Consider the following 19061-nt stretch of genomic DNA (forward strand, 5'->3'; position numbering starts at 1 on the left):
TAATGCCCTGTGCATCAGCCTAAAGAAGGGGAAAAGAAAATATAGATAATGCCGGTGCCTCCTGGAGGGCGTTTGCTTAATGAATATTCGTTCGCGCAGCCAGTGGAGGGAGGACGGCGCCCTTTTTTCTTACGGGCGGAACGATGATAATAACTGCCATCAAGAGCAGGAAAGCAACAAAATAAGGAGAGTATGAGCCGTGTATTGCCCCGGCAGCTATGGGGCCTATGAATGACCCTATCGACATCGCGATGGATTGCAGGGAGAATACGGTGCCGAGTCGCTCTCCGCCGCTCAGGTCGATGAACAAGGAAGACATTGCTGGGTAGACGACTCCTTTGGCAATGCCAAGCGCAAATAGCGACACAGGCAATGGAACGGCATCCAGGGCAGCGAGCGAGAAGAAGGATAAGGCGATGCCTAATATGCCTAAATGGGTTCGCAGATAAGGCGAGTAATGACTTAGAAAGAACATTGATAATGTTACTAATGCTCCCAGGCTAATAATTGAAAAATTGATCCCGGTATGCATAATCCCCTCTGTACCGCCTAACTGCAGCGGAAGCTCGAAGAATAATATCCCCTGGGAACAGGAGACAGCAAGGGGCAATAAATAGTACCTTAAGGGAATCACCTGAAATACAGCAGGCGTACGTTCATTCGCCATTAAGGATCTTGTGCTTATGATCTGGGGCACGCGAGGCTCGTGAACCATGAATATGGCAATAATACCCGTGATAATCAACAACCAACCGAGAGACTGAAAGGTCATGGAGTAACCGCTTTGGGCAACGAGAAAAGCACCGGCCGCAGGAGAAACTACGGAAGCGAGTGTATGTACTACGCCATGGCCAGCCATGAGCTTGCCTTGTCCCACAGGATCTTTAGATAGCGAAGCAAGCAGTGCTAAGCAAGCTGGAGAAAGAAACGCCAGCACAAACCCGCTGATGGAGCGGAGAACGAGAAGCTGCCAAGGCTCGGTAACATGCGCCTGCAGCAGCAGGATGATGCCCGCAGAGATGAGGCTAAAGATCATATAGCCTTTGCTCCCGTGTTTATCGACGCCTTGGCCCGCGATTAAATTGCCGGGCAGATGCGTGAGGGCGTAGATCCCCATCATCCAGCCGATGAATACCGGCGCAGCGCCGAGTGAAAGTGCGAACGGGGTAAGAATCGGATATTGCGCATGCAAATCAAAGAAAGCGAGGAACAAAAAAAGGTAGAGCCAAAAAGCCATTTTCATCATACCCTGCCCTCCTGAGTAATTCCCTTATGCTCTACTTGTACGTTGAAGAGGACGAACTTATACCCTTTTATAGAGCCGCTAACTACTTTTCCTTGAATACCGGGCAATAAACAAGGGTTAGCTGACATCGCTCAGGTCGATCATGTATAATAACTTACACTACGGAATGCCACGAATTTGAGATGAAACTAAGTTGAAGCTTGTTACGTTTAATCTAATAGAAAATGAGATTGTAGGGGTGTTGTTAAATGATGGATGTCCAGGTGTGGACGGAGTTTCTGAAGCAAAATTGGCTGGTTATAGTCATTGCGCTGGTGGTTCTGCTACTCATTGTTAATTTGGTGAAGACGGTTGTGAAATGGGCATTGGTTCTTCTTATCGCTGCTTTCATAGTCATTTACAGCGGCATTTCGCTCAAAGATATCGGTGCTGCCGTGAATACAGTCAAGGATCAGGCGGTGGAATACAGCAAGAATGAAGTGCTGAATGCGATGAAGAGTGAAGCTAAGGAGGCGAAGTGGGTTCAGAATGGGGACGGCACTTTTACGATAACTACTCCGAACTTGGAAGTGACCGGTACTCCGGGGAATGACAAAGTGAAGGTGGTCTTTCGCGGCGTTTCTCTCGGTGAATGGAAGATGAGCGACGCGCTGGAAGTCTTTGTGCAGGAGGCGCAAAAAAACTCAAAATAACTCACGGACTATAGGGGGCGGACATGACGGAAATCTGGATCGACAGTTTGCGGGAATACAACATGATTTCCGCCTTGCTCATGCTCATTATGATTATTTCGATATTGCAGGGGCTGTTAAGGGGAGCGTCACGTTCGGCTGGCCGGTTATTCACATTGTTTAGCGGCGGACTGCTGTCGCTCCTCAGCATTGCGGCATCGGTGCCGTTCACCATATGGATCGCTCCTCAGGTTCAGCAGTGGCTTGGCACCTTTGCCCCGCCTGGACGGGAGCTGTCAAGATGGGAGCAGCTATACTTTACTCTTGTCACGGCGGTACGGGATTTTCCGCTCATGCGCTTTGCCGTCGTGTTCATACTCAGCTACTGGCTGATCCGCTCGATCACGGGGCTGATCTGTGCTTTTGCCTTCGGCGGCGATTCATTGTTCGGGCGCCTGGCTGCCGGGCGTGAAGGAGCGGCTTCAGGGATTAGCCGTCTCATGGGTGCAGGAATTGGCGCGGTCATCGGTGCTGCTCGTTGCCTTATGGTCATTGCGGCGTTGTTTATCGTGGTTACACTGTTTCCGAACAGCGGGTTCAGCCGCTATGTAGAGGCGTCACCTGTTTATCAGCAAGGGGCCCGTACGATTATTGAACCGTTAACCGGTGATCTGATCAAGGATAAGCTTCCCGTCTTCACCCGGGGCGCCCGGGAAGAGCTGAACGAAATTTTGCAGCGCCGATATGAGGTCATCGATGCAGAAATTCCGCAAGATATTGAACAGGCTGCGGCAAAAATAACTGCTAATGCCAAGGATGATGAAGAGAAGGCGCGGCTGCTCTATGAGTGGATTGGAACTCGGGTAGACTATGATTACGATAAAGTAAGGGATTATGAAGATAAGGATATCTGGCATGAGCAGACGCCGCAGATGACCTTCGACAGCAAGCGCGGAGTATGCATCGATTATTCCCGCTTATATGCCGTGATGGCCCGTTCGCAGGGGCTGCAGGTAAAAGTAATGACTGGTCTTGGATATGACGGCCGCGGCGGTTATGGGCCGCATGCTTGGAACGAGGTATACTTGTCGGAGAAAGACGTTTGGATTCCGCTCGACGCCACTTGGGCCAAAAGCGGTAATTGGTTCAATCCGCCTGGATTTAACGAGACACATATCGCGGACAATGTTATTTAGAGTATGTTACAATATTGCAAAATTGCATGAATTTGCGAACAAGAGAAAGTGAGATTTCTGCGATGAAAAAAATATATTCAGATGATCCGCGTGAGCAGGAAATAGAACTGCAGCGGCATTTCAATATTCGCCTTAATTTGTTCTTCTTTAGTGCGTTTGCCATCTTTACGGTCATCATCGTTCGGCTGGCTATTCTTCAGTTCGTGGAGGGGCCGACACTAGCTCAGCAAGGGACGGGCCTTAGAGTGAAGGATGTTCCCCTTCCGCCGACGCGGGGGACGATTTATGCAGCAGGGGGAGAGAAGCTGGCCTATTCGACGCCGGTACAATCCTTGTATATTACGCTTCAGAAGGATTACAGCAAGAGCTCGACAAAGGGGAAGGAGAATCGCCCTGAAGCCATAGCTTTGGCAGAGAAGCTGAAAGCGGCTTTTGATAAATATGGTGACCCTGATGCCACGCCGATGACGCTCGAGGATATTATCGATGCCATGGATTTGGAATACCGGAGAGCAGGCGGCTTCGCACCGCGAAGAATTAAGATCGATTTGACTGATCGGGAGATTGCTTATTTCTTGGAAAGGAAAGATCAATTTCCAGGTATCGATATCGTGGAGGAGAGCATCCGCCATTACGACGAGGACAGGGTAGCGGTTCAGACGATCGGCTATTTGCGGAAATTCAGCTCTACGCTGGACGTGGCGTGGTATGATTCGGTCAGAGAATTGATGGCCTCGGAGAATAAGGATCCAGGGCTGGAGTATACGTCGGAGGAATTTGTGGGCTTCGACGGTCTGGAGATGCAGTATCAGCACGAACTGCGCGGCAAAAACGGGTATAAAAGCGTGCCGATCGACCCGCGCAACATGGCCAGTGGAATTCCTGAATTGACGGCACCGCAAAAGGGCTATGACCTGCATACGACGATTAATAAAAATGTGCAGCTTACCGCTCAGCAGGCGATCACCGACCAGCTCAAATGGCTGCACAGCAATCCGGTATCCGGCAAACTGCATCCCAATGCCAAGACAGGATATGCGGTAGCGATGGAAGTGGAAACTGGAAATATTATAGCTATGGCCAGTATGCCTGATTACGATTCTAACGTTTGGAAGAGCGGCGGAGTGACTGGCGACGTATGGAAGCAAATCGAAAATAACTATAAGAACGGGACGATAACGCCGTTCGGTTCAGGCCGTTCGGGCCATAATTTCGAATCAACGGTGCTGCTAGGGTCAACGATCAAGCCATTATCCGTGTTGATCGGGTTGAACGAAGGTCTGTTCACGACGAATCAATATTACAATGACAGAGGGATCGCTTATTTTGGCCGTAATGACTCCTCCAGCGTTCGCAACTCCGGAAGGCATGCTTACGGATCGATGGACGCATCCAGAGCGATCTATAAGTCCTCGAACGCCTTTATGGTCGATATGATCGGAAAGAGGCTGTACAACAAGTATGGAGCCGAAGGAATTGACGTATGGGATAAATACATGAAGGAATTTGGCCTAGGCGTCTCAACTGAAGTGGATCTTCCTTCCGAGTACTTAGGAAAGCTTGAGTATAAAGATGAGAATGAGACGGCATTAGCGAGACTGGTCTATGCTTCATTCGGCCAGCAGGGGAAATATACCACGATGCAATTGGCCCAATTTACGACTACCCTGGCTAATCAGGGCAAAAGAATGGAGCCGCATCTCGTCAGTAAAATTACCGACTCTGACGGCAACATCATTAAAGAGTTCGAGCCAAAAGTACTGAATGAAGTAAACTTTAAGAAGGAACATTGGAATGAAGTTATCAGCGGCATGAGGACGGATGTCTCCGCGTTCAACGGTTTTCCTTATGATTTTGCTCGAAAGACGGGAACCTCTGAGCAGGCTTACCGCGGTAAAATGATTGACAACGGGGTGTTTATCGCCTTTGCTCCACGGGAGAACCCGAAGCTTGCGGTGGCTGTCGTTGTTCCTGAGGGCGGATTCGGTTCCATGAGCGCCGCGCCGATCGCGCGGAAAATCTTCGATGCATACGATCAGGAATATGGTTTGGACGGCGTGCCGAAGAAAACAAATCAGTCCGAGCAAGAGAAAGAAGGAAATTAGTGGATCCATGATGACGAAGGATGGATCAATATAAGAGTGGCTTCCCTAGGTTTTAATTGGGAGCCACTCTTTTCCTTATTCCTTGAGCTTTTTTTGTGCTCCTCGTGTTACAATAATTGTATATTATAAGTAATTAAAGGAAGATGGAGAGTTTATGCGATGAAAAAGTTGTATGCAGAGGATCCGCGCAAGCAGGAGGCAGACCTGCAGCGTCATTTCAATATTCGTCTTAATATGCTCTTCTTCACCGCGTTTGCTATCTTTACCGTGATTATCGTCCGGCTGGCCATTCTGCAATTTGTAGAGGGGCCTACGTTGGCTCAACGGGGAATGGAGTTGAAAGTGAGAGACATTCCATTCTCACCGATTCGCGGGACGATTTATGCGGCAGGGGGCGAGAAGTTGGCTTATTCAACATCGGTACAATCCCTGTATATGACACTTCAGAAGGACTACAGCAAGAACACCGATCTAGGGAAAGAGAATCGTCCTGAAGCTGTAGCTTTTGCAGAGTCATTGAAGGCTGCTTTTGACACATACGGCGACCCGAATGCTGAGCCATTGACGCTCGATGCTATTATTGACGCGATGGATTTGGAGTATCGAAAAGCGGGCGGATTTGCGCCGCGACGAATTAAGGTCGATTTGACGGAACTGGAAATCGCTTATTTCCTGGAGCGCAAGGATCTGTTTCCCGGTATCGATATTGTGGAGGAGAACATTCGACATTACGATGAGGACAGGGTGGCAGTTCAAACGATCGGCTATTTGCGGAAGTACAGCTCAACGCTGGAAGAGCCTTGGTATGATTCCGTCAGAGAATGGATGGCATTGGACAATAAGGATCCGGGGCTGGAATATACCCAGGAGGAATTTGTCGGCTTCGATGGACTGGAGATGCAGTACCAGCATGAACTGCGCGGCAAAAACGGATATAAAAGCGTGCCGATCAACCCGCGAAATATGGCGAGCGGTATTCCTGAATTGACGGCACCGGAGAAGGGCTACGATCTGCATACGACGATTGACAAAAGGGTGCAGCTGGCCGCCCAGCAGGCGATCACGGACCAACTCGAATGGCTGCACAACAACCGGGTATCCGGAAGGCTGCATCCGCATGCCAAGACGGGGTATGCCGTGGCAATGGAAGTAGAAACCGGAAATATCGTAGCGATGGCAAGCATGCCGGACTATGATACGAACATTTGGAAGACAGGGAGCCTTACCAATGAGCAATATGAACGAATAAAGACGAATTATCGGAATGGAACGATCACGCCATATAGCTCGGGTCGTTCAGGGCATGGCTTCGACCCGGCGGTGCCCCTGGGCTCGACAATCAAACCGCTGTCCGTGTTGATTGGGCTCAATGAAGGGTTGTTCACGACGAATGATACTTATCCTGATCGAGGGATCGCGTATTTCGGAAAGAATAACTCCTCTAGTGTTCGAAATTCAGGGAGGTTTGCATATGGAGGGATGGATCCGTCCAGGGCGATTTATAAATCTTCCAACGCTTTTATGGTCGATATGGTCGGAAAGAGGCTTTACAACAAGCATAGAGCTGAAGGAATCGATGTGTGGGATAAATATATGAAGGAGTTTGGCTTAGGGATTTCGACTGGTATAGATTTACCTAAGGAATTTCACGGGATTCTTGATTATAAGAATGATAGGGAGACGACGCTGGCAAGGCTGGTATACGCTTCATTCGGTCAGCAAGCGAGGTATACGACCCTGCAACTGGCGCAGTATACTGCTACTTTGGCTAGCCGGGGCAAACGAATGGAGCCGCATCTCGTCCGCAAAATTACCGATTCGGAAGGGAATGTGGTGAAAGAGTTTGAGCCGAAGGTGCTGAATGAAGTGAACTTCAGGAAGGAACATTGGAATGAAGTTATCAGCGGCATGAAGACGGATGTTTCGGCATTTAACGGCTTCCCTTATGATTTTGCCCGGAAGACGGGAACATCGCAGCAGGATTATAAAGGGAAAATGATCGATAACGGGGTATTCATTGCTTTTGCTCCGCGGGAGAAGCCGAAGCTTGCGGTGGCAGTTATTGTCCCTGAGGGGGGATTCGGCTCCTCAAGCGCCGCGCCGATTGCCCGCAAAATCTTTGATGCATATGATCAGGAATACGGGCTAGATGGGGTGCCGAAGAGGCAGAGCCTGCAAAAATAAATACGTCAAAAATTTTTGAATTTGCCTCCGAGACGGAAGTTTAAAGCGAGAGAAAATATTTCTCTTGCTTTTTTGTATAGGTATGGCTTAAAATTTGCACTAGGGAAACTTTATTTTATGAAGCAAACAATTAGGGGTTGGGGAAACATATATACCTTGCCCCAACTCATAGAAGAATATATAAGGATGATTAGGAGGGAATATCATGGATCAATTGAAAGTGAAGAAGAGTCCGCTACAGCGCGTAAAGATGACGCTTGGTGTATTGGCGTTAATTATAGTAGCGGCATGCTCCAAGGTGGACGGTGACATGTTACATGCCACGCGCGCAGAGGGACAGGAGGTTATTCAAGTCGTAACCACGACGGGAATGATCGCTGATCTAGTTCAAGAAATTGGCGGAACGGAAGTGAACGCCGTGGCTCTTATGCGTCCTGGGGTAGACCCGCATTTGTTCAAGGCGTCACAGGGGGACATTCAGAAGCTGGATCAAGCAAACATGATTTTTTATGGCGGTCTGCATCTGGAGGGAAAGATGACGGAAATCTTGGAGAAGCTGGAACGGCACAAATACACAGTACCGGTCTCCAAGGATATTGATCAGGCCCTGCTTAGATCCGGCGCCGATATCAATGGGACGCAATTCGATCCGCATATCTGGTTTGATGTTAAGCACTGGATTTCCGCCGCAGGAACGGTTCGCGACACGCTAGCCGCGTATGATCCGAATCATGCGGATCTTTACGAGCAGAATGCGGCGGCGTATATCGAGCAATTGAATGCGCTGGATGTGGAAATCAAAGAGAGAATTAATGAAATACCGGAGTCTGGACGGGTATTGGTTACAGCTCATGATGCTTTTGGATATTTCGGGGATGCTTACGGAATGGAGGTTATGGGCCTCCAGGGGATTAGTACGGCTGCCGAATACGGCTCAAAGGATGTCAGCAAGTTGAGAGATTATCTCGTTGAGAACAAAATCAAAGCCGTCTTCGTAGAATCGAGCGTTCCGCCGAAAGCGATGGAAGCAGTTATCGCCGGGGCCAAGGAGAAGGGGCATACCGTTAAAATAGGCGGCGAGTTGTATTCCGATTCGATGGGGGAACCGGGCTCGGGGGCGGACACTTATATTACAATGGTTCGCCATAATATTAACACCATTGTTGAAGCGTTGAAATAAAATGTAGGGCGGTAACAATTGCCTATGGTATAAAAGGAGCGATAATCAATGAATTCAAATCCACTGGAGATCCAAAACTTAACGGTGGCTTATCAGAAGAAGCCGGTACTCCGCTCCGTTTCTTTTCAAATCCCTTCCGGAAAGCTTATCGGTGTGCTTGGACCGAACGGGGCGGGGAAATCAACTATGCTTAAAGCAGTGCTGGGGCTGCTCCCGAAGGTAGACGGCGAAGTGCTGATCTACGGGAAGCCTTATCAAGAGCAACGCAAACTGGTTGGTTACGTTCCGCAGCGGGAGTCGGTCGATTGGGACTTTCCGACGAATGCCCTGGATGTCGTGATGATGGGGAGATACGGGCATTTAGGCTGGTTCCGTCGGCCTGGCGCAGAGGAACGGCGAATTGCCCTCGACTGCTTAAGTAAAGTCGGCATGGCTGACTATGCCGGCCGTCAAATCAGCCAGCTGTCCGGAGGGCAGCAGCAAAGGGTATTTCTAGCCAGAGCTCTTGCTCAGAATGCCCAGTTGTATTTCATGGATGAACCTTTTGCAGGGGTGGATGCTACAACGGAGAAGGCGATTATCGGACTTCTTCACGAGTTGAAGGAGCAGGGCAAAACCGTATTGGTCGTGCATCATGATTTGTCCACAGTCAAAGAGTATTTTGATCATGTCATTCTGCTTAACGGAGAATTGGTTGCGGAAGGTACTACTGAGGACACATTCACCCCGCAGAATCTGCAGAGAACGTACGGAGGCCGGATCGCTATGCTTCAGGATTTCGCCGCTGTACCGATAGAGATGGAGTGATCGGATATGTTCGATACGCTGTTTGGATGGTTTAACGACCCGAATATGAGATGGATCCTCATGGGCTCGCTGTTGCTAGGCTTAGGCAGCGGAGTGATCGGCTCCTTTACCTTCCTGCGCAAGCAGAGTCTGTTGGGGGATGCGCTCGCCCATGCCGCTTTGCCGGGCATTTGCATCGCGTTTATGCTTAGCGGGGTGAAATCGGTGGGGTTGTTTATGATCGGGGCGATATTGTCGGGGATGCTGGCGACATTCGGGATACACCTCGTCACTCGCTATTCCAGAATTAAGCAGGACGCCGCGTTGGGAATTGTACTTACCGTTTTCTTCGGCGTCGGGGTAGTTCTGATGACGAAGATTCAGCATAGCGGTAACGGCAATCAAAGCGGCCTTGATAAATACATGTTTGGTCAGGCCGCCTCCATGATGTTGTCCGACGTATATTTAATGGGAGCCGTTTCTTTGATTCTCGTACTTATTTGCGCCTTGTTCTTCAAAGAGTTTAAGCTTGTCAGCTTTGATCCGGGTTTTGCGCGCGGGATGGGCATGAAGGTCGGCCTGTATGAGCAATTGCTGCTCCTGCTTACCGTCGTTGCGGTGGTCGTGGGAATTCAGGCAGTCGGCGTAGTGCTCGTCGCTGCTCTATTGATTACCCCTGCGGTCGCTGCCCGTTATTGGACGGACGCGCTTGGCGTCATGGTAATTTTGGCGGGGCTATTCGGCGCTTTGTCTGGAGTTACAGGTACGCTGATCAGCTCGACGTTGTCCAATCTGCCGACGGGGCCTGTTACGGTGCTCGCGGCCACAGCACTGTTCATCGTATCGATTGTGTTTGCTCCACGACGGGGCTTGTTGGCGAAGTGGATGCGGCATCGGCGGACACGCAAAGATGTGCGTAGAAATCTGGAAGTTCAAACGGCAACCGCAATGATTAGCCAGCATGCAGCTGAAAGGGGGGCGGATTGATGTCTGATTTCTGGATTATTTTAACCGGGACACTCGTTGCCGCCACCAGCGGCATCCTCGGTTGTTTTCTCGTATTGCGTAAAATGTCACTCGTGGGAGATGCGATCAGCCACTCGGTGCTGCCCGGGATTGCCATCGCTTTTATGATTAGCGGTTCAAGGGATTCCCTGCTCATGATGGTTGGCGCGGCCATATTAGGGCTTATCACTGTTTTTCTCATTCAGCTGCTTCAGCAAGGGGGGCTGCAATCGGATGCCTCGATCGGCATCGTCTTTACGGCGCTGTTTGCTATCGGCGTCATCTTGATCAGCCGCAATGCCTCGAATATAGACCTTGATTTGGACTGCGTGTTATTCGGCGAAATTGCTTATGTTCAGTGGGACATCCTCATCATTAACGGCTATAATATGGGCCCTGCCGCCGTTTGGTTTCTCGGCATCACCTTATTTATTGTCCTGCTTGTCATCGGTTTGTTCTACAAACAGTTCAAATTGTGCGCATTCGATCCGGCCCTAGCGGCAGCCGTAGGCATTCCCGTTGCACTGTTCCACTACCTGCTAATGGGACTAGTCTCGCTCTCAACGGTTGCGTCCTTTGAAAGCGTCGGTGCGATTCTTGTCGTCGGCATGCTGATCGTTCCTGCGTCCACGGCTTACTTGCTGACAGATCGTTTGAGTATGATGCTATTGTACAGTGTATTGATCGGCGCGCTAAGCTCCGCTGGCGGATACTATTTCGCCAAGTGGCTGGATGCTTCCATTGCCGGCTCGATGATCACCGTTGCAGGGCTGCTGTTCCTGCTGGCATTTCTGTTCTCCCCGCTTCATGGGCTGGTCGCCCGGTTTAGCAAACGGCGCAGGATGAAGTCCATGGCGGCATAATGTGTGTGAAGATATGCCGGGATAATGCTGTTTAATATTCATGCCATCATCATATAGCGTAAGGTATAGTGTAATGTTCGTGCTCTAGAAGCTGCACTTCCGGATTTTGCGGAGTGCGGCTTTTTTCATATTTTAAAAGTATTGAATGTTGGTGAGGGAGTAATGTAATGTTATTAATAAATACTGGGGAGCAAAGGAGTTGTTGACGCTTGTTGATCAAGCTGGACGTCACGAATTATGATACAGCCAGAAAGATGATTGATATACAAATCCCTGCCTATAAGGTTGAAGCAGAGCTGATCGGTTATGACGGAATTCCTCAATTGCTGGACACCGTGGAAACAATGATGGAATGCCGGGAGAAGTTCGTGGGATATTTCTTGGACGGTGAGCTGGCGGCCTTTGTTTCATACGAGGAAACAGAGCAAGAGGTTGAAATATGCCGACTTGTTGTGCATCCGTATCATTTCCGCAAGAAAATCGCTACGATTCTCGTCGAGCATATCGTGGAAACCATTGCCCATGGCCGTCCGATTCGGGTTAATACGGGGGCATTGAATTTCCCTGCAAAGGGATTGTATCAAATGTTCGGTTTCCGGCAGGTTAGGGATGTCGAGGTAGCCCCAGGAGTATTCATTACCGAGCTTAGGAGAAACTGAGCGACCTGTATGCGATCTTCGGTAATATGGTAGAATGGCGTTATATAGACAGAAGATTGCATCATTGGAATGGAGGAACTGGATTGAAATACAAACTGTTAGCACTTGATATGGATGGTACGTTGTTGAATAGCAATCATCAGATTTCCCCAAAGACAGAGGAATGGCTTCGCAAGGCGATGGCGGCGGGAGTCCATGTCTGCCTGTCGACGGGAAGAAGTTACGATGAAGCTGTTTCTTATGGGGAACAGCTAGGGCTTGAGACTCCGATGATTACGGTAAATGGCAGCGAAGTATGGCGGACGCCGCATGAGTTGTACCACCGTGAATTGTTCGATCATAAGCTGATTGGGCAAATGTATGAAATATCCAGGAGGAAGAACGTCTATTTTTGGGCTTATGCCGTAGAAGGTATATATCGCGAAGATGATTGGGATCCAAGCTTGCTGGAGCGTAATCAGTGGCTGAAATTCGGCTACACGACCGAAGATGATCAGCTTCGCCATGAGATTAACCTAGAGCTGCAGAACATGAGCGGACTTGAAATCACCAACTCTTCGCCCTATAATTTGGAAATTAATCCGCAGGGGGTCAACAAGGCAAGCGGGGCTGCACTTGTCTGCGATCTGCTTGGCATTCAAATGTCGGAGGTCGTGGCGGTCGGCGACAGCCTGAATGATCTGGCGGCCATTCAGGCGGCTGGTCTTGGCGTGGCCATGGGGAATGCACAAATCGCGGTGAAGGAGAACGCCGACGTGGTCACGGCTTCGAATGACGATGACGGAATCGCTCTGATCATTCGCGATTATATTTTGACGGAGGAGTGATCCGCCTTTGGATATACTCGGCTGGATTATTGTTATCGCGCTTTTTGCAATCGGGATGGCTGGGGCGGTATTTCCCGTATTGCCTGGTGTGCTTGCGATTTATTTTGCCTTCTTCGTATACGGATGGTTCTTTTCGTTCGAAGCGTTGGGGCCTGTCTTTTGGATTGTCCAGACTCTTGTAGTCGTGGCTCTGCTGGTGGCGGATTATGCTGTTGGCGCCTGGGGCGTCAAGAAGTTCGGAGGCAGTAGACTGTCGGTCTGGTTAAGTACGATCGGCATTATTGTCGGCCCTTTCATCATTCCGGCGTTTGGGCTTATTCTGGGCCCGCTCATCGGTGCGATGATCGGGGAAATGATTAAAGGCGAGACGCCGGCAAAGGCGTTTAAGGTTGGAGTCGGCTCTGTCGTCGGCCTGCTGAGCAGCATGGCCGTCAAAATCGTACTGCAGCTCGCGATGATTATCTTGTTCGTCATATGGGTCGTGTCTTTTTAGTGGGAAGGCTGGATGTGCCTAATCGAGTGGAAAGAAGGAAAAATCGTTGTCTAAGAAGGAATCGTTTGTTAAAGGAACGCTGATTTTAGCCGCAGCTGCGCTGATTGCCAGGCTGCTGGGATTATTTCAGCGTGTGCCGTTAGAGCATATTTTGGGAGACGTCGGTAATGCTTCCTATGTTTTGGCTAACGGGATCTACTTTATGCTGCTGCCCTTGGCTACGGCGGGCTTGCCAAGCACGCTGAGCCGGATGGTCTCTGAACGCCATGCTCTGGATCGGCCAGCGGAATCGGAGAGGGTGTATCAAGCGGCTCTTTGGTTCGCTGCCGTTATGGGCATTATTATGTCTTTGTTTTTATATTTTGCCGCACCTTATTATGCGGCTGCTTCCCGAGTGCCGGAGGCGGCTATCGCCATTCGATCACTGTCGCCGGCCCTGCTCATCTTTCCGCTGATCGCTATTATGCGCGGTTATCTTCAAGGCCGCAACATCATGATCGCGGGCGGCGTCTCCCAGGTTATTGAACAAATCGTGCGTGTCGGCTCCGGAATCTCGCTGGCCTTTGTGCTGTACCATATGAATGCCAAAGGCGAGGAAATTGCCGCGGCGGCTACATTTGGAGCTGTGCTTGGCGGGGTGGCCGCGCTCATCGTCATGCTGTATTTCAATGCCAAAACGAAGCGGCAGGATCGAGCGGACGGTTTGCAAGAGGCTAAAGACGATCCCAATCGGCTGCCCTTTTCCAAAATTTATATGGAAATCTTCAAGCTGTCGATTCCGATTGTGCTGTCCTCGCTTACCGTTCCGGCCGTCAACTTTATCGACGGCTCGATTCTGAAGCCGCTGCTCAGCCAGCAGATCGGCGCGGATCAAGCTACGTATATCCTCGGGATACTTGGTAACCGTGCTCAAATGATTGCGGGCATTCCGCCGATTTTAGCGATTGCGCTCAGCACATCTCTGCTGCCGATCATTTCCGCAGCGTTTGCCCGGAAGGACGAGGAGCATCTCCATCGGCAGGTTTCGCTCGCGATGCGCGTATCCGTCCTGACGGGAATGCCGATGGTTATCGCGTTAACGACAGCCGCTTATTCGGTGAATGGGCTGTTATTCAGTACGCGTGACGGCAGCAGTATTATTGCCCTGCTGACCTTTGGTACGATATTTCAAATTACGATGATGATCAGCAACTCCATACTGATCGGGATCGACAAGGTGAATCTCTCTATGGTTCATGTGGGGATCGGCGTAGCGTTGAAGCTTGTTCTTAGCTTGCTGCTTGCTCCGCTGTGGGGGATTTACGGCATCATCACGGCGACGATTCTATGCTTCCTTACGATTACACTGCTCAACGTAAGAACGATGAAGAAGATTGTCCCTTTCTCGATCATGGGCAATCGCTGGACAGGCTTTCTGTTTACGATTATCGTGCTGTCGGGCGTTGGCTATGGTCTTAATCAAGCGGGCATCAACTTGGTATCTGTTATGCCGGATCGCCTGGCCTTTTTCATCACCTGCTGCATTGTCGGTGTAGCCGTTGTGGCGCTGTATCCGGTGCTGCTGGTCGTGCTGCGCGTCGTCCGCAGGGACGAGCTTGCGACATACCCGGCGCCGCTGCGCAAGCTGCTGTCCCCATTGATGCGCCTGCAGCGCGGCGGACAGCCCGGTCAAGGCCGCTAATCGGCCTTGAAGGGCAAGACGGCGTCGTGGGCGAACGCCGTCTTCAAGACACCGGCCCGATGCTCGCGACTAATGTCGCAGAGCAGCGGGGCCTGCGGCGCGCTGATGCCGTCCAGCGCGCTCGTGTCCTTGAGCCAATCCTCACGGGATATTGGCTCATAAGGCGTGTCGCCCCAAGCGTCAAGGAGCTTGGGGCTGTAGAGACGCTCGCTGGGCGGCAGCGTCTCACTCTCCAGAAGCTCTGACCCCTGCAAGGGCGCGGTCAGAGCTTCTTCTTTATTGGCCGTGAAGATGTCCGGCCAATAATCGGCGCGCGAGCCGCTGTGCGGCACCGCTCGCGAGAAGGCTTCGGCGCCGCTGCGCACGGCGCGAAGGCCCATGAGCATCGCGTATAGGCATTTGCCTAGTGCGATGCGGGCTGGGAGACTGCCGAAGTCGGTGACGGTTCGGCCGGCCAGCTGGGTGACGTTCGTACCGTCATAGAGCGGGATAACAAGCTGGTTGAGGCCTGACAAGCTGTACAGGTGGAAATTCGTTTTGTCCGTGACATGCCGCTGATAGAAAGGGTGGCGGATTACCCGCTGCTCGATATAATTCTGCTCGTTGATGATCAGGCCAACCGTCAGCAGCGCGCTGCCTCTGTCAATCCAGAAGCGTTCCCAGAAGGGGCGCATAAATCGCGATACGCTAAAATAACGCAGCAAATGAAATTGGCTTGCGCCAAGCTCGCGGCTTTTCTGATACAGCAGAAGCTGTGGATAGGCGTCTTGAAAAATAAGCGCATTGCTGCGCTCCAGAAATCGATAAGTGGCCCGCTTCGCATCTTCATCCAGCATTTCGGCCATTCGGCTCCCTCGCAAATCCGTCATGTTCCAGCCGGCATTCCGGGACACCATATGGGCCAGAAATGCCCAATGAAGTTCAGGGAACGCCTCGTAGCAATCCAGATATGCTGCGGTGCGCGTGATGTTGCTGACGCCAGCGCGGCCCGTCGCGGTTAGAATATCCTCGGCTAGTTCCCGATCGGAGCGGGTAAACTCTTCGTCCTCTTGGGTGCGGTAGGTAGCTCCTCGCCTTAAGAGCTCCTCAATCTCGCCGGACACAGTTCGGGCGGAGGCTTCATTCCAATGAAGCGGGAGGCGCCTCTCGCGCAGTTTCGTGGAGTGAGCAATGTCCTCGGCTTTGCTGCGGATCGCTTCCCGAACGGCAGCCGGCAGATGCAGCAGCAGCTGCTTCAAACGATTCTGCTTCATGTGAGTTCCTCGCTTTATGATTCACACGTTTTTATTACAAAGTATGGCCTAAAGATTTGACTTCCACTCTTCAATTTGTTTGACTTAACAAGAGAACGATACAGAAAGGAATGATCTCAAGTGAAACAAGTGGCATCCGCCAGGGAATTTAATGTTAGCATTCAATCCAGTAATTTAGTCGTGGCTGTGTTTACCGCAAGCTGGTGCGGCGATTGCAAATTTATCGATCCGTTCATGCCGGAGGTCGAGGAGAAATACGCTGACCGCTTGACCCTGATTGAAGTCGATGTTGACAAAGTAGGGGAAGTGAGTCAGGAGCAGAATATATTGGGCATTCCTAGCTTCGTAGCTTATGCGGACGGACGAGAGCTTGTTAGATTCGTAAACAAGCTGCGGAAGTCGCGTGAGGAGATTGAGGATTTTCTGAATAAAGCTCTGGATGTCTATCATACATTACATGACACGCCGGAGAGAAAAGAGTAGACAAGGAATAGCACCGAAAACAGTTGAATCAACAACATAAATCACATCGTCTTCCGAATTAAGGGGAGGACGATGTTTTATTTTTGAACATTTTGTCACAGTTTTACTATGTCGTCTTGTTCCTTATCGGTTATAATGAAGAATGATTTGATCGAAATTGTATAATTTTATAATCCTAAATTGCAGGTGAGAAACCTTTGAACACGAAGCAACTGAAATGGATCGCCTATCTTTCCTGTTTTGTCATGTTCTTGGCTACATTGGGCGGAAGCGTTGTCACGAAGACGGAGTCGGGGCTTGGCTGCGGTAACGAGTGGCCGCTCTGTCATGGAAAGTTCGTTCCGGCGCATACGGTAGCATCTTTGATTGAATATTCGCACCGTGCCGTTAGCGGAGCTGCCGGGCTGCTCGCCGTAGCGGCGTTTGTGGCGTTTTGGAAGTACCGTAAAAACCGCAAAGACCTGCAGATGTACGCATTATTGGCCCTTATTTTCGTTATGGTGCAGGCTTTCATGGGAGCGATGGCCGTCGTCTATCCGACGTCATCTGCTGTCATGGCGCTGCATTTCGGCTTTTCGCTGATTGCTTTTGCCAGCTCGATCATGCTTGTACTGGGAATCCGTGAGGATGAAGCGAGGCAGGGGAAAGCCTCTTCCGCTCCGATCGCACGGGTGTCCAAGGCCTTCCGCAACCTGGTTTGGGTGACGACTGCCTATACTTATATCGTCGTATATCTCGGCGCCTACGTGAGCCATACCGACTCCGCAGGCGGATGCCTTGGGTGGCCGCTATGTAACGGGCAGTTGATTCCGGAGCTGTCGGGCGGTGTCGGCATTGCCTTCCTGCATCGGGTGGCGGCGGCGCTGCTGCTGATTCTTGTCGCCATTATGGGGCATATTGCTTATTGGAAGAATCCCGATAACCGCGAGGTGCGGACGCTTGGTTTGGCGGCGACGATCCTTTCGGTGATCCAGATATTTACGGGAGCCAGCATCGTGTTTACAATGAATAATTATCATGTGTACTTATTTACGTCATTGGCGCATATCGTCGTTTTGGCGGCTCTGTTCGGGGTATTGGCTTATTTATGCGTACGAGCCTGGCAAATGAGCCGTTTGCCAAACGATCAGAATTAGGCATCCAACTCCATTCAGTCTTAACTTAAGGCTCATCGGGGTGTACTTATGGCTGGATCTTCTGCGGGCAGGCTAACCGGCGGACGGTGTGGCCGTTGTTGCCTGGAGGACTCATGAATCACTCCATTCTGTGTCAAAATAAGGCTGTAACATCATCCAGGGAAGCGAGGAATATATATGCTGCGGTCACTGCTTGGCGAACCTCCCAGACAGAATGAAGGAATACTGGCGGATACGATGGACGCCATGTTTAGGACGATAAGGCTGCTGCAGAAAGAAATAGAGCGGCATCAAGATCCCTCGCATGATTTACGCAAGCTTGAAATTTGGATTTACGGCTTGATCTCTTCTCTTGACGAGCTTGAGCAGTGCAAGTATGCGGCTAATTTTTTTCGGCGCAAGGTAGTCCATGATTACTTGGAGGATATGCCCTCCGCTGAAAAAAGCGATTATGCCAGATACGTTTATTTTTACAAGGATGGATTCATTCGGGTGTTCTCCATATTGGATAAGCTGGGGACGGTATTGAACGAGTTGTTCGAGTTGAATACATCGAAGGTGAAGGCGCATTTTTCCTATTTCACGGTACTGCGCCAGTTTCGATATTTGAAGGTGCATCTGGAGCTTGCGGATCAGCTGTCCCTTATTAAGGACAAGCATAAAGAGTCGATGAGTGTGCTGCGCCGTAGGCGCAATACGGAAATTCACTATATGAATGCGGAGATGCAGGATGACTTGTGGCAGCGGCATCAGGGGCTGGACGGCAAAGTGGAGCTTGAAAATCTCGACAAGCATCTGCATGATTTGGAGCATGGCTATTTGATGGTGTGCGAGTCTCTGCATACAGTGTTTGTTTATACGAACCAAAGATGGAAAAAAGTTAAACAGAGTTAGCGCATAGATATAAAGTATTTTCCTTTGACAAAAACAAGGAAAGAATCTATACTCTATTTCTAAGATAGTTTTTCAGAAATATTCACTGTGAATTTTTCAACAATTTCATATTTTCTTATCAAGAGAGGCGGAGGGAAAGGCCCGATGAAGCCCAGCAACCGATTTGTAAAGAACTGCGGCGTGGATAGCTGCATCTTTGAGCAAATGTCATGGTGCTAATTCCTTCAAGATCGCGTAGCGTGGCAACGCGCAGTGCGGTTTTGGTAGATGAGAAGGCATTGTCTTTACGTAAAGAGAGCCCTCTGAATCTGCAGGGCTCTTTATTTGTTTATTGATTTGATGGGTATGAACATGTATGAGCTAAAATAGGCTTTGGCGATATTATGAAGATACGGGAGG

The 19061-nt window shown here is 50.3% G+C and carries 17 protein-coding genes and 1 riboswitch; of the genes, 15 read left to right on the plus strand and 2 right to left on the minus strand.

The features are described 5' to 3' along the window. Positions 1 to 76: 76 nt before the first annotated feature. Positions 77 to 1243, minus strand: coding sequence for an MFS transporter (locus tag CZ379_RS09770; protein ID WP_110934303.1), 1167 nt, complete (start codon positions 1241 to 1243; stop codon positions 77 to 79). A gap of 254 nt (positions 1244 to 1497) precedes the next feature. On the opposite strand from CZ379_RS09770, the gene CZ379_RS09775 reads away from it, so the two are divergent. From CZ379_RS09775 to CZ379_RS09830, 12 genes are all read left to right on the plus strand, one after another. After that, positions 1498 to 1938 (plus strand): hypothetical protein, encoded by a 441-nt coding sequence (locus CZ379_RS09775; protein WP_110934304.1) that lies wholly within the window; start codon positions 1498 to 1500, stop codon positions 1936 to 1938. Between the two features lie 23 nt (positions 1939 to 1961). After that, positions 1962 to 3113 carry a transglutaminase domain-containing protein gene (locus CZ379_RS09780; protein ID WP_110931455.1) on the plus strand — a complete coding sequence of 384 codons (1152 nt, stop codon included), beginning with the start codon at positions 1962 to 1964 and terminating at the stop codon, positions 3111 to 3113. A gap of 62 nt (positions 3114 to 3175) precedes the next feature. Further along, positions 3176 to 5218, plus strand: coding sequence for a peptidoglycan D,D-transpeptidase FtsI family protein (locus tag CZ379_RS09785; RefSeq protein ID WP_110931456.1), 2043 nt, complete (start codon positions 3176 to 3178; stop codon positions 5216 to 5218). Between the two features lie 159 nt (positions 5219 to 5377). After that, on the plus strand, positions 5378 to 7402 hold the full coding sequence (locus CZ379_RS09790) for a peptidoglycan D,D-transpeptidase FtsI family protein (RefSeq protein WP_110931457.1): 2025 nt from the start codon (positions 5378 to 5380) through the stop codon (positions 7400 to 7402). Between the two features lie 205 nt (positions 7403 to 7607). Beyond that, a complete protein-coding gene (locus CZ379_RS09795; protein ID WP_110931458.1) occupies positions 7608 to 8582 on the plus strand; it encodes a metal ABC transporter solute-binding protein, Zn/Mn family in 975 nt (324 codons plus the stop codon). Between the two features lie 48 nt (positions 8583 to 8630). Then, positions 8631 to 9389 carry a metal ABC transporter ATP-binding protein gene (locus tag CZ379_RS09800; protein ID WP_110931459.1) on the plus strand — a complete coding sequence of 253 codons (759 nt, stop codon included), beginning with the start codon at positions 8631 to 8633 and terminating at the stop codon, positions 9387 to 9389. A 6-nt stretch (positions 9390 to 9395) separates the two neighbouring features. Beyond that, complete coding sequence (locus tag CZ379_RS09805; protein WP_110931460.1) at positions 9396 to 10355, plus strand: metal ABC transporter permease; 960 nt, start codon at positions 9396 to 9398, stop codon at positions 10353 to 10355. After that, on the plus strand, positions 10355 to 11236 hold the full coding sequence (locus tag CZ379_RS09810) for a metal ABC transporter permease (RefSeq protein ID WP_110931461.1): 882 nt from the start codon (positions 10355 to 10357) through the stop codon (positions 11234 to 11236). The genes CZ379_RS09805 and CZ379_RS09810 overlap by 1 nt, the downstream gene beginning before the upstream one ends. Before the next feature lie 209 nt (positions 11237 to 11445). Then, on the plus strand, positions 11446 to 11895 hold the full coding sequence (locus tag CZ379_RS09815) for a GNAT family N-acetyltransferase (RefSeq protein ID WP_110931462.1): 450 nt from the start codon (positions 11446 to 11448) through the stop codon (positions 11893 to 11895). A 26-nt stretch (positions 11896 to 11921) separates the two neighbouring features. Continuing rightward, complete coding sequence (locus CZ379_RS09820) at positions 11922 to 12722, plus strand: Cof-type HAD-IIB family hydrolase (RefSeq protein WP_110931463.1); 801 nt, start codon at positions 11922 to 11924, stop codon at positions 12720 to 12722. A gap of 7 nt (positions 12723 to 12729) precedes the next feature. Next, the gene (locus CZ379_RS09825; protein WP_110931464.1) at positions 12730 to 13215 is read left to right on the plus strand and encodes a DUF456 domain-containing protein; all 486 of its coding nucleotides are present in this window, start codon (positions 12730 to 12732) and stop codon (positions 13213 to 13215) included. Between the two features lie 46 nt (positions 13216 to 13261). Continuing rightward, positions 13262 to 14896, plus strand: a complete 1635-nt coding sequence (locus CZ379_RS09830) for a putative polysaccharide biosynthesis protein (protein WP_110931465.1) — start codon at positions 13262 to 13264, stop codon at positions 14894 to 14896. On the opposite strand, the gene CZ379_RS09835 is transcribed toward CZ379_RS09830, so the two are convergent. Continuing rightward, a complete protein-coding gene (locus tag CZ379_RS09835; RefSeq protein ID WP_110931466.1) occupies positions 14893 to 16149 on the minus strand; it encodes a DUF2515 family protein in 1257 nt (418 codons plus the stop codon). The genes CZ379_RS09830 and CZ379_RS09835 overlap by 4 nt on opposite strands. Before the next feature lie 120 nt (positions 16150 to 16269). On the opposite strand from CZ379_RS09835, the gene CZ379_RS09840 reads away from it, so the two are divergent. The 3 genes from CZ379_RS09840 (at position 16270) to CZ379_RS09850 (ending at position 18662) form a co-directional block, all read left to right on the plus strand. Then, positions 16270 to 16632 (plus strand): thioredoxin family protein, encoded by a 363-nt coding sequence (locus CZ379_RS09840; protein ID WP_110931467.1) that lies wholly within the window; start codon positions 16270 to 16272, stop codon positions 16630 to 16632. 197 nt (positions 16633 to 16829) lie between these two features. Beyond that, positions 16830 to 17768: a COX15/CtaA family protein gene (locus tag CZ379_RS09845; protein ID WP_110931468.1), complete on the plus strand. Its 939-nt coding sequence runs from the start codon at positions 16830 to 16832 to the stop codon at positions 17766 to 17768. A gap of 177 nt (positions 17769 to 17945) precedes the next feature. Beyond that, the gene (locus CZ379_RS09850) at positions 17946 to 18662 is read left to right on the plus strand and encodes a Cthe_2314 family HEPN domain-containing protein (RefSeq protein ID WP_110931469.1); all 717 of its coding nucleotides are present in this window, start codon (positions 17946 to 17948) and stop codon (positions 18660 to 18662) included. Between the two features lie 112 nt (positions 18663 to 18774). Next, positions 18775 to 18936: riboswitch (SAM riboswitch) on the plus strand. The last annotated feature ends 125 nt before the right edge of the window (positions 18937 to 19061 follow it).

Origin of the sequence: Paenibacillus bouchesdurhonensis (assembly GCF_900155685.1) — a bacterium.
Lineage (GTDB): Bacteria > Bacillota > Bacilli > Paenibacillales > Paenibacillaceae > Fontibacillus > Fontibacillus bouchesdurhonensis.